The following is a 14,797-nucleotide window of genomic DNA, read 5'->3' as shown; positions in this document are numbered from 1 at the left end:
CCCGGGCATTATCACCCTATCGGCGCGATCCCGCAGGCATCGACCCGCACCACTGCGTCCTGCACGCGGCCATGGCCGGGAATGGCGAGTTCCGGCGCTATTTCGGCCAGCGGGACCAGCACGAAGGCGCGCTGGTGCAGGTACGGATGCGGCACCTGCAGGCCAGGCTCATCGACGTGCTGCTGACCGTACAGCAGCAGGTCCAGATCCAGCGCGCGCGGCCCCCAGTGCACGGCCGGGTCACGCACCCGGCCAAAGTGCTGCTCCAGCGCCAGCAGGGCCTGCAGCAGGTCCAACGGCGCCAGTTCGGTATCCACCGCCGCCACCGCATTGACGAACGGTGGCTGGTCTTCATTGCCCCAGGCCGGGGTGGCGTACAGGCGGGACGCCTGCTGCAGGCGCGTGCCGGCCAGGGTGTCCAGCGCGGCAATCGCCGCACGGACCGTGCCGGCCGCATCACCCAGGTTCGCCCCCAGGCCAATCCAGGCAACCGTCATGGCTTACTCAGCGACGGCGCCCGGGGCACCACTGCGACGGCGGCGACGGCGACGCTTGCGCGGTGCCCCACCCTCCTCGTCGCCACCCTCGGCGTGCATGGCATCGAGCGCGTGCTCCAGCTCATGCCCCGACTGGGCCTGCGCTTCCCGCCAGAACAGCACATCGGCCTCATGCTCGGCCGAGGCGACCTGGCGCAGGGAAAGGAAATCGAACGCGGCGCGGAAGCGCGGATGGGTGAGCGTGCGGAACACGCGCTTGCGCTGGCGCGAGCTGAAGCGCGACTGCAGCAGCCAGATTTCCTGCATCGGCAGCGAGAAGCGGCGCGGCAGGGCGATGGTGCTCAGCTGCTGCACGGTGACCCGGTCGGCAGCGCGACGCTGCGCCTCTTCCGGCGCCACACCCTGCTTGAGCAGGCTGGCCTGGGCACGGCAGTACGCCGGCCACAGCAGCAGCGCGAACAGGAACGCCGGCGATACCGGCTCATCGTTGGCCACGCGTGCATCGGTGTTGGCCAGGCCTTCCACCAGCATGCGGCGCAGGGCGCCGGTACGGTTGGACTTGAGGGCCTTGGCACTTTCCGGGAACAGCACGTCGAACAGACCGTAACGTTCCAGGCCTTCGAAGCTGGCGACGCCGTGCCCGGACAGGAACAGCTTCAGCACTTCCTCGAACAGACGCGCCGGGGCGGCCTCGTTGAGCAGGTTGGCCAGGTGAGGGATGGGCGCGGCGGTGCCTTCTTCGATCTGGAAACCGAGCTTGGCGGCCAGGCGCACCGCGCGCAGCATGCGCACCGGGTCTTCGCGGTAGCGCTGCTCGGGGTCGCCGATCAGCTTCATCAAGCGTGCCTGCACGTCCTCGAAGCCGCCGACGTAGTCGCGCACCGAGAAATCCTCGATGGCGTAGTACAGGGCGTTGCAGGTGAAGTCGCGGCGCACGGCATCGTCTTCGATGGTGCCGTAGACGTTGTCACGCACCAGCATGCCGTTTTCCATTTCGCGGTCGCCGCTGCCGTCATCGCTGTTGGCACGGAAGGTGGCCACTTCGATGATTTCGCGGCCGAAGACCACGTGGGCAAGGCGGAACCGGCGGCCGATCAGGCGGCAGTTGCGGAACAGTTGCTTGACCTGTTCGGGCGTGGCGTCGGTGGCCACGTCGAAATCCTTGGGTCGGCCATTGACCAGCAGGTCGCGCACCGCGCCGCCCACGAGGTAGGCGCCGAAACCGGCATCGCGCAGGCGGTAGAGCACGCGCAGGGCGTTCGGGCTGATCTCCTTGCGGGAGATCGTGTGCTGGTCGCGCGGAATGACGCGCAGGCTGAACGGAGATGGAGCAGGGGAAATGATGTTGGCGCTTCCGGTTGAAGTTTCGGGATTGCCCATTGGCATCGAGGTACCTATACTACCGCTCCTGCCTCGGCAGCGACATACATGCTCCCTTCGTCTAGTGGTTAGGACGTGGCCCTCTCAAGGCTAAAACAGGGGTTCGAGTCCCCTAGGGAGCACCAGTCGCCGCAGCAGGAACCGAAAAAGCCCGCCTTCGTGCGGGCTTTGCTGTTTTCCGGGGTTTGATAGCTGCGGGTGCTTGGTCGCTGTGGCGCCTCTTTGCTATCGGCTTGAGCCGGCGAGGCCCTTCGGGCCAGGACACGCCGTAAACCCATCCCTGGGGGCTCGATGGCGCCATCCATGGCGCCAACGGTCCTGGCCCGAAGGGCCCCGCCGTCTCTGGACGGTTTCCTGCCCGCCGCGGCAGACGTCGATCACTGCTTCGCGGCTTCCGCATACACCATGAAACTGTCAGGAGGGGGCAGGCCGCCCTCTCCAGGACCGTTGGCGCCATGGATGGCGCCATCGAGCACCATGGAGGGGATTTTGCGTGTCCTGGAGAGGGCGGCCTGCCCCCTCCCCCACGTAGCAAGGAGGCGCTGAAACGCAGACCTGCCTGCCGTCAGCCTTCCATCTGCTCCAGTTCCTTGCCATTGGTTTCGCGCACGTAGCGGACCACGAAGAAGATGGAGAGGAACGCGGCCACGGTGTAGATGCCGTAGGCGCCGGCCAGGCCGATGCCGGCCAGCAGCATCGGGAAGGTGACGGTGATGGCGAAGTTCGACGTCCACTGCGCCGCACCGGCCACCGCAAGCGCCGAGCCGCGGATCTGGTTCGGGAACATCTCGCCCAGCATCACCCACATTACCGGGCCCCAGGACATGTTGAAGAACACCACGTAGACGTTGGCCGCCACCAGCGCCAGGCGGCCCATGCCGTCGGACAGCTGCAGCCGCCCGTCCACCAGGCTGCCACTGGCGAAGGCCACCACCATCAGCGCCAGCGATACCGCCATGCCCACCGAGCCGACCCACAGCAGTGGCTTGCGGCCGATCCTGTCGATCAGCAGCACGGTCACCAGGCAGGCGCCGATGCTGAGCGCGCCGGACAGAACATTGATCAGCAGGGCGTCGTTTTCCGAGAAACCCACCGCCTGCCACAGCACCGCGCCGTAGTAGAACACCACGTTGATGCCCACCAGCTGCTGCAGTACCGCCAGGCCGATACCCACCCAGACGATGCCGCGCAGCTTGCCGCTGGCCTTGTCCTTCAGGTCGGCAAACGTCGGGCGATGCTGGTCCTGGGCCAGACTGCCCTCGATCTCGCCCCGCTTCACCCGCGCCTCGGCCGGCCCGTACAACCGTGCCAGCACGGCTTCGGCCTGCGCGTGCCGGCCCTTGGCCACCAGGAAACGCGGACTCTCCGGAATGGTCAGCAGCAGCACCAGGAACAGCAGCGACGGAATGGCCTGCATCCAGAACATCCAACGCCAGGCCTCCTGCCCCAGCCACAGCGGCTCGGTGGATGCACCGGCTGCCCGTGCCAGCAGGTAGTTGCTCAGGAACGCGGCGAACAGGCCACTGATGATCGCCATCTGCTGCACGGTAGCCAGCTTGCCGCGATAGCGCGCCGAAGCGACCTCGGCAATGTAGGCCGGCGACATCACGCTGGCCGCGCCCACCGCGAAACCGCCGACCATGCGCGCGGCCACGAACAGCCACGACGCATGGGCTGCGCCCGCCCCCAGCGCCGACAGCAGGAACAGCACCGCCGAAATGATCAGCACGCTGCGGCGGCCCAACAGGTCGCCCAGGCGCCCGGCCACGAACGCACCGATGGCGCAGCCCAGCAGCATCGAGGCCACCTCGAAGCCCAGCGCGGCCTCACTGGAGTTGAACGCCTGGCGCAGGCCATCGACCGTGCCGTTGATCACCCCGCTGTCAAAACCGAACAGGAAGCCACCCAGCGTGGCCACGCAGCTGATCAGAACGATGAAGGCCGTGTTTTCGCCGCGGCTGCCGGCGCTTGCAGGAATCGCTGTGGACATGGAGTCATCCGCGAAAAGGGTGGGCCGGCCGCTCAGCGCAGCAGGTACTGGTTCAGCAGGTTCTCATAGGCCTCCTGCCGTCCGCTACGCTGGCGCGGCTCACCGCCCTGTTCGGCCAGCGCGCACAGCGCATCCAAGCCCAGCTGGCCGGCCGCGAAGGCCTGGCCCGGGCCCTGGTCGAAGCTGGCGTAGCGCTCGCGCCGCCACTGCTCCAGCGGCGACTGCTGCAGCAGCGCATGGGCCACCTCCAGTCCGCGGGCAAACGCGTCCATGCCGCCGATATGGGCCAGGAAAAGATCCTGCGGATCGGTCGACTCGCGCCGCACCTTGGCATCGAAGTTCAGCCCGCCGTGGCGCAACCCGCCCTGGCGCAGCACCACCAGCATCGCCCCGACGGTGTCGTACAGATCGGTCGGGAACTGGTCGGTATCCCACCCGTTCTGCGGATTGCCACGGTTGGCATCGATGCTGCCCAGCAGCCCGGCATCGGCCGCCACCTGCAGATCGTGGGCAAAGGTATGGCCGGACAGCGTGGCGTGGTTGGCCTCGATGTTCAGTTTGAAATCCGCGTCCAGCCCGTGTTCGCGCAGGAACCCGACCACGGTGGCGCTGTCGAAATCGTACTGGTGGTGCATCGGCTCCATCGGCTTGGGCTCGATCAGGAAGGTGCCCTCGAAGCCGATGCTGCGGCCATGGTCGCGCGCCGCGGCCAGGAAGCGAGCCAGATGGGCCTGCTCGCGCTTCATGTCGGTGTTGAGCAGGCAGGCGTAGCCTTCGCGGCCGCCCCAGAACACGTAATTGCTGCCGCCCAGGGCCACGGTAGCCTCCAGTGCGGCCTTGACCTGCACGGCCGCGCGCGCCACCACGGCGAAATCCGGATTGGTCGCCGCACCATTCATGTAGCGCGGGTGCGAGAACAGGTTGGCCGTGCCCCACAGCAGCTGCATGCCGGTCTGCTGCTGGCGCTGGCTGGCCAGCTCGACCATGTGTGCCAGGTTGGCGCGGTACTCGCCGATGTCATCGGCGTCGGGCGCCAGGTCCACGTCGTGGAAGCACCAGTACGGCACGCCCAGCTTGGTGAAGAACTCGAAGGCGGCATCGCAGCGCGCTTCGGCACGGGCCAGCGCGGTATCGCCGTGATCCCAGGGATAGACACGGGTACCCGGCCCGAACGGGTCCTGGCCGGCGCCACAGAAGCTGTGCCAGTAGGCCACGGCAAAGCGCAGGTGCTCGGCCATGCTGCGCCCGCCGATCTGCTTCTGTGCGTCGTAGACCTTGAACGCCAGGGGGTTATCGGAGTCGCGGCCCTCGAAGGGAATGCGACCGATGCCGGGGAAGTACTCACGCTGACCTACATGGAACGGGCTTGCCATGGACGATGCTTCCTTCTTCGGGATCAGGGCAGGCGCTGCTGGAACAGCGGCGTCAGTGCCTGCAGGTGGTGGACGAAACGCTGGTAGCCGGCCTCGTAGCCGGCCGCGCGCATCGGATCGGGGTGGGCAGCCAGGGCGGCGTCGAACTGCAGGTGGTCATCGACCAGATCGGCCAGTGCCCCGCCCTGCCCCTCGCACAGCCACAGCGCCTGCAGTGCAGCACCAAACGCGGCACCCTCGGCCTGCACCGGCACGACCACGGGCAGCTGGAACAGGTCGGCGATCAACTGGCGCCACGCCGCGCTGTTGGCACCGCCACCGGTCAGCACCAGGCGCTGGCCGCGCAGGCCGCCCTCGACCAGCGCGTCGTAGCCCAGCCGCAGGCTGTAGCTGGCCCCTTCCATCGCGGCGCGATAGAGGTTGGCCGGGCCCAGGTTGTGCAGGTCCAGCCCATGCAGGGCGCCGCGCGCCAGCGGCAGGTCCGGGCTGCGCTCGCCATTGAAGAACGGCAGCATCACCAGCCCGTCGGCGCCGGGTGCGCTCTGCGCCAGCAGATTTTCGCACTGCGCGGGCGACTGCCCCAGCAGCGCGGCCACCTGGCCGGTCGCCACGGTGCAGTTCATCGTGCAGATCAAGGGCAGCCAGCCCCCGTCGGAGGCACAGAACGCGGCCCAGCGCCCCTGCGGATCGATGCGAGGCGTGGCGCTCCAGGCAAACAGGGTGCCCGAGGTCCCCAGACTCATGCTCAGCCGCCCTTCGCGCACGGCGCCGGTGCCGATGGCCGCCATCATGTTGTCGCCACCGCCGACCGCCACACGCACGTTGGCAGGCAGGCCCAACAGGGCCGCCACCGCAGGCAGCAGTGCAAAGCCCTGGTCAGGTGAAACCAGCGGCGGCAACAGGTCGGCCAGGTTGCGGCGCTCGTCGGTGGCCGCCAGCATCGCGGCCGACCACGTGCGCCGGCGCACATCCAGCCAGCCGGTACCCGAGGCATCCCCGGCCTCCATGAAGCGTTGCCCGGTCAGCCACAGGTTCAGGTAGTCATGCGGCAGCGCGATGCCATCCAGCGCCGCATCCACCGCGGGCCGGTGCTCGCGGGTCCAGCGCAGCTTTGAGGCGGTGTAACCCACGCGCAGGTCATTGCCGCACTCGGCAATGCAGGCCGCCGCGCCGCCCACGGCCGACACGATCTGCGCGCACTGTTCGCTGCTGCTGGTATCGCACCACAGCTTGACCGGTCCCAGCGCGCGGTTGTCGGTGCCCAGCGGCACGAAGCCATGCTGCTGGCCCGAAACGGAAAGGCCGCGCACCCGCGCCCGCAGCGTGCCCGGCAATGCCTGGACGGCCTGCACCAGCGCCTGCACCCAATCCGCCGCGCTCTGCTCGCGACCGCCGTCGTCGGTGGCAGCCAGCGACAAGGGCCGTGCCTGCTGGGCCAGCACCTGCCGCGCCTGCGCGTCGTAGGCCACCACTTTCACACTCTGGGTGCCGGCATCGATGCCCAGATAGACGCTCATGCCCTGCCCTTCGCTGCGATCCGCACTGTCACCCGCCATATGTCCACCGATGGACATCGAGTCTGCCGGGGCGGTCGACGGCTTGGCAATCTGCACTGCGGCAAAGCGGGCTGCGCCCCCGCACGGTGCGGCCGGTGGCAGACCGCCGATCAGTACGTTCCAGCGCGGCAAAGCGCGCAACGGCAGCGCGCGCGGTCAACCTGTTCTAGAATTGTCCGCTTGAAGACGGATCTGCCTCCCCCCTTATGCCCTTTGTCGTCACCGAAAACTGCATCAAGTGCAAACACACCGATTGCGTGGAAGTGTGCCCCGTGGACTGTTTCCACGAAGGCCCGAACTTCCTGGTGATCGACCCGGACGAGTGCATCGACTGCACCCTGTGCGAGCCGGAATGTCCGGTCAACGCGATCTTCCCCGAAGACGATGTGCCGGCCGGTCAGGAGGTGTTCGTGGGCCTGAACGCCGAACTGGCGCGCGAGTGGCCGGTGCTGACCGTGCGCAAGGATCCGCCTGCTGACGCCGGCGACTGGGACGGCAAGCCGGACAAGCTGAAACTGCTGGAGCGCTGAGGAGCCAGCGGTTGCAAGGAAAAAGGGACGCCGTCGGCGCCCTTTTTCGTTGGCGGGTGCCAACCTTGGGTTGGCACCGCAGCGTCAACCAAGGTTGACGCCTACCACCGCGCGCGCCTGGCATGGCCCGGCGCTACCCGCACGGGCACCGACCCTTACGGCGCCAGCTTGGCCTTCAGCGCGGCAATCAACTTCACCGGCGCTTCGGCGGTGGCCGGCAGGCCACGCGGATCGACCGCCGAGATGTATGCACCGGCATCGACGGCCACCACGCGCACCAGGAAGTTGCTGCCTTCGTAGGCCACGTCATACGAGCCCAGCAGCTGCGCACGGGTGGCGATGGTCACGCCTTCCAGGCCTTCCAGCGCGGTACCCACCTTGTTGAAGGCTTCATCCTTGCTGCCCGGCACGATGAAACCGGTGTTGTTGGTGGCCGGTGCGGCTGCCGCAGCCGGTGCGGCCGGGGCCGCCTGCTGCGGGGCTGCCGCCAGCGCCGGCACCTGGTTGCCGCCGGCACCGGTCGGCACGTTCAGATCCGGCGGTACTTCCAGCGGACGCATTTCGGGGGCCAGAGCGTAATCACCCTTGGCGCCGCGCTTGAAGCAACCGGTGGTACCGGCGGCCACAGCGACGGCAAGCACGGCGTAGGACAGCACGCGGACAGTGGAAACGGATTGACGCATGTAGATCTCCTGGATCAGGCCACGACGACAGGTCAGTGGCTGGAAAGGGCTTCAAGGGCGGCGATATCGCCGGCAAGATGGTCGGCAGCCGGCGCGTGCTCGGCCGACAACGGCAGCAGCGGCAGGCGCAGATCGTGACCGATGCCGATCCGGCGCAGCAGCGCCTTGACCGGAATCGGGTTGGGCTCGACGCCACAGAAATCGTGGAACGGCTGCAGGCGGCCATCCCACGATTCGGCAGCTTCATGATCGTGGGCGGCAGCCAGTGCGCACATGCGCCGGTAGGCGCCCGGCAGCGCGTTGGAACCGACCGAGACCAGGCCATCCATGCCGGCCTGGATCGAGCGGGCGGCGGTACCGTCATCGCCACTGAGCACGGCGAAGTCCGGGGCCGAAAGCGCCAGCAGCGCCTGTACCCGGCCGGTGTCGCCCACCGCTTCCTTGATGCCGACGATGTTCGGATGGCGGGCCAGTTCGGCCACGGTCTCCGGCAGCATGTCGCAACCGGTACGGCCGGGCACGTTGTACAGCACCACCGGCAGCCCCCCCTGGTCGGCCACGGCACGGTAGTGCGCGATCAGGCCGGCCTGGGTCGGGCGCACGTACGGCGGGGTGACCACCAGTGCGTGGGTCGCGCCCAGCGCAGCGGCACGGCGGGTCTGTTCGATGGTCTTGGCGGTACCCGACAGGCCGGTGCCGGCCAGGACCGGAATGCGCCCGCCGATGCGCTCGACCGCGCTGGCCAGCAGCTGGTCGTACTCGGCATCGGACAGGGTGGCAGCTTCGCCGGTGGAGCCGGCGACGACAACGCCCTGGACGCCCGCCTCCAGCTGCAGGTGCAGCAGGCGCTGCCAACCGTCGGGATCGAGGGAGCCGTCGGCCCGGAACGGGGTCGCCAGCGCGGTGATGAGGCCGGAAAGGGACAAGGACGTGCTGCTCTTGGCTGGGAAGGGAAACGCCCGCCAGTACTGGGCGGGGGCGACCTGAATGTTACTTGCGGCGCGAAACCACGGGCAAGTATGCTGGACACCGGTGGATTCCCGCCCCCCGGCGGGCATTCAGACTCACCCCAAGCATTACCCGGAATCGCCTTGACCGACACCACCCCGCGCCCCGCGCCGAGCGAAAACCACCTCCTGATCAACGCCTATACGACGCATCCGGAGTCCCCCCTGCTGTCTGTCACCCGCCGCATCGCCGACAGTGGCTGCAATCTGGTCGACGCCCGCCTGGCCACCGTTGGCCGCGATGTCTCGGTCACCGCGCTGGCCACCGGCTCCTGGGATTCGGTGGCCAAGCTGGAAGCCATGCTGACCCGCCTGGAGCGCGAAGAAGGCCTGAAGCTGGTCTGGTACCGCACCGCCGCCAAGCAGGCGCAGTCGAACCTGCTGCCCTACATCGTGGAAGTGATCGCCGCCGACAAGCCGGGCATCCTGTTCCAGCTGGCCGATTTCTTCGACCGCCAGGGCATCACCATCGAGAACCTGCAGAGCACCCGCTACCGCGCCATGCAGACCGGTGCTGAGATGTTCAGCGCGCAGGTGACCATCGGCGTGCCGGCCAACATGCACATCGCCGCGCTGCGCGACGACTTCCTTGAATTTTGCGACCACTTGAACCTGGACGCGATCATGGATCCGATGAAATTCTGATCGGACGTGCGGATTTTCGCGCGCCTCTCACGGGCGCGTGGCGTTTCATGCAATTGTCGTAGAAACAACCCAGGCTCGACAGAAGGACCTCATGAACAACGGCGATACCCTGGACAGCACCACCCTTTCCCTGCCGCTGGCCCTGTCCGGCGGCCACCAGGCCACCCTCGGCGATTACGCCGGCCAGTGGCTGGTGCTGTACTTCTACCCCAAGGACAGCACCCCCGGTTGCACCACCGAAGGCATCGACTTCAACGCGCTGCTGCCCGAATTCAAGAAGGCCGGTGCGGTCGTGCTCGGCGTCTCGCGCGATTCGGTGAAGTCGCACGACAACTTCTGCGCCAAACAGGGTTTCAGCTTCCCGCTGGTCAGCGATGGCGATGAAGCCCTGTGCAGTGCCTTCGACGTGATCAAGCTGAAGAACATGTACGGCAAGCAGGTACGTGGCATCGAGCGCAGCACCTTCCTGATTTCTCCCGACAGTCGTATCGTGCAAGCATGGCGCAAGGTCAAGGTCGCTGGCCACGCCGATGCCGTCCTCGCCGAACTCAAGGCCGCCCAAACCAAGTGAGTCCCATCGCCCACTCTGTCCGCCACCACCCTGCCCTGCAGGCTGTGGTGGTTTTTCCCTGTCCGTAACCAGGAAACGACGATGACCCGAGGCAAGCGCATCTACGTGCTGGATACCAACGTGCTGATGCACGATCCCACCGCGCTGTTCAAGTTCGAGGAACACGACGTCTACCTGCCCATGCAGGTGATCGAAGAACTGGACAACGGCAAGAAGGGAACCTCTGAAGCGAGCCGCAACGCCCGCCAGGTGAGCCGTTTCCTCAACGAGCTGGTGCAGGAATCGGGCCTGGACAACCTGGCCGACGGCATTCCGCTGCAGCGCCCCAACGGCCTGCAGCTGCGCGGCAAGCAGAGCGCCGGCAAGCTGCGCTTCCAGACCAGCCATTTCGACGCCGGCAAGAGTTTCGGCAAGGTCATTCCCGACAACGCCATCCTCGGCGCGATCCTGGCGTTGAAGGAAGAAACCCCGGACCTGCCGGTGGTGTTCGTTTCCAAGGACATCAACCTGCGCATCAAGGCGGCCATTGCCGGCATCGTGTCCGAGGACTACGAGAACGATCGCGCGCTGGATGATTTCAGCCTGCTGTACACCGGCGCCACCGAGCTGCCCGAAGACTTCTGGAAGCGCCATGGCGAAGACCTGCGCAGCTGGAGCGACAAGGGCCGCACCCATTACGAAATCCAGGCGCAGGATGGCGAGGAGTGGTATCCGAACCAGTACGTGTACCTGCCCGGCGAAGACGAGGTCGAGCTGCGCGTCAGCCGCGTGGTGGGCGATGGCAAGGTGGTGCTGTCGCTGGTCGATGACTTCCGCCACGGCAGCCACGCCGTGTGGGGCATCAGCGCGCGCAACCGCGAGCAGAATTTCGCGCTGAACGCGCTGATGGACCCGGAGATCGATTTCGTCACCCTGCTGGGCACCGCCGGTACCGGCAAGACCCTGCTGGCGCTGGCCGCCGGTCTTGCGCAGACCATGGACCAGCAGCGCTATCGCGAGATCATCATGACCCGTGCCACGGTGAGCGTGGGCGAGGACATCGGCTTCCTGCCCGGCACCGAAGAAGAAAAGATGACGCCGTGGATGGGCGCGCTGACCGACAACCTGGAAGTGCTCACGCACAACCAGGAAGGCGGCACCTGGGGCCGCCAGGCCACCAACGACCTGCTGGCCAGCCGCATCAAGATCCGCTCGATGAACTTCATGCGCGGCCGTACCTTCCTGTCACGTTATCTGATCCTGGACGAGGCACAGAACCTCACGCCCAAGCAGATGAAGACCCTGATCACCCGTGCCGGTCCCGGCACCAAGATCGTCTGCCTGGGCAACGTCGAACAGATCGACACCCCGTACCTGACCGAAACCACCTCGGGCCTGACCTACGCAGTGGACCGCTTCAAGAACTGGCCGCACAGCGCACACATCACCCTGCGCCGGGGTGAGCGTTCGCGTCTGGCCGATTACGCTTCGGAGGTGTTGTGAACCGTTGCACCCGTCTGTTGCTGCCCACGGTGGCGATCGCCCTCGCCACCGCACTCGGCGCATGCACCACCACGCGCGGCCCGGCCAGCGTACCCACTGCCGAACGCACCGGGCAGTCATGGGTGGTCACCCGCCCGGTCATCGCCGCGCAGGTGCTGGACACCTGCTCGCGGCCCAGCCCCGGCCGCGAGGCCGGTCGGGTCACGGGCTACTGGGCGCCCAGCCGGCAGCAGGTGGACCTGCTGGAAGCGAAACTGTCATCGCTGGAGACGCAGGTCCCGCAGGTGCTCGATTTCGACCGCCAGTACGTGGGCATCGAAAGTGCAGGGCAACGGCTGATCTACATCAACGCCTTCCATCTGCCCGACGACGGCAGCGTGAATCCGGCCCGCGAGGCAGTCCGCGTCTGCGATGGCGGTCGCCAGTTCTGGGGTGCGGTGTTCGATCCGTCCACCAGCACCTTCAGCGAACTGCAGTTCAACGGCGGCAAGCTGTCCTCGCCCTGACGCGTCGGCATGGGAATCCGCCTGCCCAGCTGGGTCTGGATCGGCGCGGTCGCGCTCTCGTGCGTGGCCGGCATGGTCAATGTGGTGGGATTCCTGGGCTTCGAGCACCAGGCGGTCAGCCACATGACCGGCAGCACCAGCCAGCTGGGCATGGCCCTGGCCCAGGGCGACTGGCGCGCAGTGGGCCACCTGTGGGGTCTGCTGATCGCCTTCTCGCTGGGCGCCATGCTCAGCGGACTGCTGATCCAGGACAGCACCCTGCAGCTGGGCCGCCGCTACGGCGTGGCGCTGGCGATCGAGTCGATGTTGCTGCTGGTGGCCATTCCGCTGTTTGAACAGCAGCAGATCTGGGGCGCACTGGCCGCGGCCATGGCCTGTGGCCTGCAGAACGCCATGGCCACCACGTTCAGCGGCGCGGTGGTGCGCACCACGCACCTGAGCGGCATGTTCACCGACTTGGGCATCGGCCTGGGCCACCTGCTGCGCGGGCTGCCGCTGCAACTGCGGCGACTGACCCTGAGCGGCCTGATCATCAGCGGCTTTCTGGCCGGCGGGGTGATCGGCGCCTGGCTGTTCGTGCGCTGGCAGTACGACGCGTTGCTGGCCCCGGCACTGCTGACCGGCCTGACCGGCATCGTCTACGTGGTGTACCAGCAATGGGCACGCTGGCGGCATTGAGGGCGCCTGGGGTCAGATCCCCAGTAGATCCACGCCATGCGTGGATGCATTTCGTGTGAATGCCGCGCAGTCGAGCACGCTCGACGCTACCCCCACCCGCTGGACCACGGCACAATCGAGGCATGAGCCCGACCACTCCCGCTTCCGCCCTCACCATCGCCGGCTCCGATTCCGGCGGTGGCGCCGGCATCCAAGCCGATCTGAAGGCCTTTGCCGCCCACCGCGTGCATGGCCTGTCGGTGATCGCGGCACTGACTGCGCAGAACACCCGTGGGGTAACGGCGGTGCATGTGCCGCCGATCGACTTTCTGCGCGCGCAGCTGGACGCGTGCTTCGACGATTTCGACATACACGCGGTGAAGCTCGGCATGCTGGCCAATGCCAAGGTGATCAACGCGGTCGCCGACGTGCTGGAACAGCGCCGCCCGGCGCACGTGGTCCTCGACCCGGTGATGGTCGCCACCAGCGGCGCACGCCTGCTGGAAGACAGCGCGCTGCAGGCGCTGCGCGAACGCCTGATACCACTGGCCACGCTGATCACCCCCAACACTCCCGAAGCCGAGCTGCTGGTCGGCCGCAGCATCGGCAACGCCGACCACGCCGAGCAGGCCGCCGCCGCCCTGCTCGCCATGGGTGCTGGCGCCGTGCTGCTGAAGGGCGGCCATCTGCACGAAGGCAACCGCGTGGTCGATCGTTACTTCGATGGCGTCAGCAGCGAAGAATTCATCCACGCGCGGCTGCCGCTGGACGCGCACGGCACCGGCTGCACGCTGGCCTCGGCCATTGCCGCCCAGCTGTGCAACGGACTCAGCCTGGCCAACGCCTGCGAAGCCGGCATCGATTACGTGGCACGCGGACTGCAGCAGGGCTATGCACCTGGCCGCAGTGAGGTGCGGGTGCTGGACCACTTCGGCGCGGCGCCGCACGCATGAGCGCGACGCCACGGATGATCGCCGTGAACAGCGGCGATGGCCATCAGTACGAGATCATCGCCTGCGTGCCGGCACAGCCGCTGGCACGCCTGCTGTGGCTGCCGGCGCTGGGCGTGGCCGCGCGCCACTACCTGCCGCTGGCGCAGGCGCTGGCCGCGCGCGGTATCGCCGTCTACCTGCACGAATGGCGGGGCAATGGCAGCAGCTCGCTGCGACCGTCGCGCACGACCGACTGGGGCTACCGCGAGATTCTTGAAGAGGATCTGCCTGCCAGTCAGGCGGTGCTGCACGCCGAGGAGGCGACGGCGAGTGTCGTGCCGTGGATCATCGGTGGGCACAGCCTGGGCGGGCAGCTGGCCTGCCTGCATGCCGGCCGCAATCCGGATCATTTCCAGCGCCTGTGGCTGGCGGCCAGTGGTACGCCATTCTGGCGCGTGTTCCCGCCTCCACGCGGCTGGCTGCTGCCGCTGTTCTACCGCTTCCTGCCATGGATCGCGCGCCGCCAGGGCGTGCTGCATGGCCGCCGCCTCGGCTTCGGTGGCACCGAGGCACGCGGGCTGATTGCCGACTGGGCGCGGGTGGGCCTGAACAACCGTTATGCCGCCGTCGCCATGGCCGAAGACCTGGATGCACAGCTGGCGCGCGTCCACGGCACGGCGCAGGCGGTGCTGATGGCCGATGACTGGTTCGCGCCGCTGGGTTCCATGCAGGCACTGCTGGCCAAGCTGCCGAATGTGGCCTCGCGCGTGCGCGTGCTGTCCGCGCAGGAACTGGACACGCGCGCCGATCACTTCGCCTGGATGAAGGCCCCGGACGTCGTGGCGGAAAGCTTTTTCATTCAGTTGAATGAAAATTTTCACAAAAGCGTTGACGTCGGGCGCCGACATCCGCATAATTCCGCTCCTGTCGCAGGGCGCCCGTAGCTCAGTTGGATAGAGTACCTGGCTACGAACCAGGCGGTCGGGAG

Annotated in this window: 15 protein-coding genes and 1 tRNA gene; 9 read left to right on the top strand and 7 right to left on the bottom strand. The window is 67.4% G+C overall.

Annotation, left to right across the window (positions count from 1 at the left end; all coding sequences use genetic code 11):
* Positions 1 to 11: 11 nt before the first annotated feature.
* Both folK and pcnB read right to left on the bottom strand, forming a co-directional pair.
* Positions 12 to 497, bottom strand: a complete 486-nt coding sequence (gene folK, locus RTY46_RS12220) for a 2-amino-4-hydroxy-6-hydroxymethyldihydropteridine diphosphokinase (RefSeq protein WP_312708664.1) — start codon at positions 495 to 497, stop codon at positions 12 to 14.
* A gap of 3 nt (positions 498 to 500) precedes the next feature.
* Positions 501 to 1,877, bottom strand: a complete 1,377-nt coding sequence (gene pcnB, locus RTY46_RS12215; protein WP_312708662.1) for a polynucleotide adenylyltransferase PcnB — start codon at positions 1,875 to 1,877, stop codon at positions 501 to 503.
* A gap of 50 nt (positions 1,878 to 1,927) precedes the next feature.
* Between pcnB and RTY46_RS12210 the strand changes: the two genes are divergently transcribed.
* Positions 1,928 to 2,002, top strand: a tRNA-Glu gene (locus RTY46_RS12210).
* A 440-nt stretch (positions 2,003 to 2,442) separates the two neighbouring features.
* Here the strand turns inward: RTY46_RS12210 and RTY46_RS12205 are convergent.
* From RTY46_RS12205 to xylB, 3 genes are read right to left on the bottom strand one after another with little or no spacing between them, the layout of a single operon-like run.
* Entirely contained in the window at positions 2,443 to 3,867 is a 1,425-nt protein-coding gene (locus RTY46_RS12205) for a sugar porter family MFS transporter (protein WP_312708660.1), read from the bottom strand.
* Between the two features lie 32 nt (positions 3,868 to 3,899).
* Positions 3,900 to 5,240, bottom strand: a complete 1,341-nt coding sequence (gene xylA, locus RTY46_RS12200) for a xylose isomerase (RefSeq protein WP_312708658.1) — start codon at positions 5,238 to 5,240, stop codon at positions 3,900 to 3,902.
* A 23-nt stretch (positions 5,241 to 5,263) separates the two neighbouring features.
* A complete protein-coding gene (gene xylB, locus RTY46_RS12195; RefSeq protein ID WP_312708751.1) occupies positions 5,264 to 6,757 on the bottom strand; it encodes a xylulokinase in 1,494 nt (497 codons plus the stop codon).
* 245 nt (positions 6,758 to 7,002) lie between these two features.
* On the opposite strand from xylB, the gene fdxA reads away from it, so the two are divergent.
* Complete coding sequence (gene fdxA, locus RTY46_RS12190; RefSeq protein WP_108749264.1) at positions 7,003 to 7,326, top strand: ferredoxin FdxA; 324 nt, start codon at positions 7,003 to 7,005, stop codon at positions 7,324 to 7,326.
* A 155-nt stretch (positions 7,327 to 7,481) separates the two neighbouring features.
* Here fdxA and RTY46_RS12185 read toward each other — a convergent pair whose 3' ends face one another.
* Together RTY46_RS12185 and dapA are read right to left on the bottom strand one after the other, a co-directional pair.
* Positions 7,482 to 8,009 (bottom strand): hypothetical protein, encoded by a 528-nt coding sequence (locus RTY46_RS12185; protein ID WP_312708656.1) that lies wholly within the window; start codon positions 8,007 to 8,009, stop codon positions 7,482 to 7,484.
* A gap of 32 nt (positions 8,010 to 8,041) precedes the next feature.
* Positions 8,042 to 8,935, bottom strand: coding sequence for a 4-hydroxy-tetrahydrodipicolinate synthase (gene dapA / locus RTY46_RS12180; protein ID WP_312708654.1), 894 nt, complete (start codon positions 8,933 to 8,935; stop codon positions 8,042 to 8,044).
* Positions 8,936 to 9,100: 165 nt separating this feature from the next.
* Between dapA and RTY46_RS12175 the strand changes: the two genes are divergently transcribed.
* From RTY46_RS12175 to RTY46_RS12145, 7 genes are all read left to right on the top strand, one after another.
* On the top strand, positions 9,101 to 9,661 hold the full coding sequence (locus RTY46_RS12175) for a glycine cleavage system protein R (protein ID WP_005409051.1): 561 nt from the start codon (positions 9,101 to 9,103) through the stop codon (positions 9,659 to 9,661).
* A gap of 91 nt (positions 9,662 to 9,752) precedes the next feature.
* Complete coding sequence (locus RTY46_RS12170) at positions 9,753 to 10,232, top strand: peroxiredoxin (protein ID WP_312708652.1); 480 nt, start codon at positions 9,753 to 9,755, stop codon at positions 10,230 to 10,232.
* A gap of 81 nt (positions 10,233 to 10,313) precedes the next feature.
* Positions 10,314 to 11,714, top strand: a complete 1,401-nt coding sequence (locus tag RTY46_RS12165) for a PhoH family protein (RefSeq protein ID WP_108749260.1) — start codon at positions 10,314 to 10,316, stop codon at positions 11,712 to 11,714.
* A complete protein-coding gene (locus RTY46_RS12160) occupies positions 11,711 to 12,220 on the top strand; it encodes a hypothetical protein (protein ID WP_312708650.1) in 510 nt (169 codons plus the stop codon). The genes RTY46_RS12165 and RTY46_RS12160 overlap by 4 nt, the downstream gene beginning before the upstream one ends.
* Positions 12,221 to 12,229: 9 nt before the next feature.
* The gene (locus RTY46_RS12155) at positions 12,230 to 12,898 is read left to right on the top strand and encodes a YoaK family protein (RefSeq protein ID WP_312708649.1); all 669 of its coding nucleotides are present in this window, start codon (positions 12,230 to 12,232) and stop codon (positions 12,896 to 12,898) included.
* Positions 12,899 to 13,020: 122 nt separating this feature from the next.
* Positions 13,021 to 13,830: a bifunctional hydroxymethylpyrimidine kinase/phosphomethylpyrimidine kinase gene (gene thiD, locus RTY46_RS12150; RefSeq protein ID WP_312708648.1), complete on the top strand. Its 810-nt coding sequence runs from the start codon at positions 13,021 to 13,023 to the stop codon at positions 13,828 to 13,830.
* Entirely contained in the window at positions 13,827 to 14,753 is a 927-nt protein-coding gene (locus tag RTY46_RS12145) for an alpha/beta fold hydrolase (RefSeq protein WP_312708646.1), read from the top strand. Before thiD ends, RTY46_RS12145 begins: the two co-directional genes overlap by 4 nt.
* The last annotated feature ends 44 nt before the right edge of the window (positions 14,754 to 14,797 follow it).

The sequence above is a fragment of the Stenotrophomonas sp. genome, from assembly GCF_032056425.1.
In the GTDB taxonomy this organism is placed as follows: domain Bacteria; phylum Pseudomonadota; class Gammaproteobacteria; order Xanthomonadales; family Xanthomonadaceae; genus Stenotrophomonas.
The sequence above is the reverse complement of the archived record's forward strand: the minus strand, read 5'-3'. Positions and strand labels throughout refer to the sequence as shown.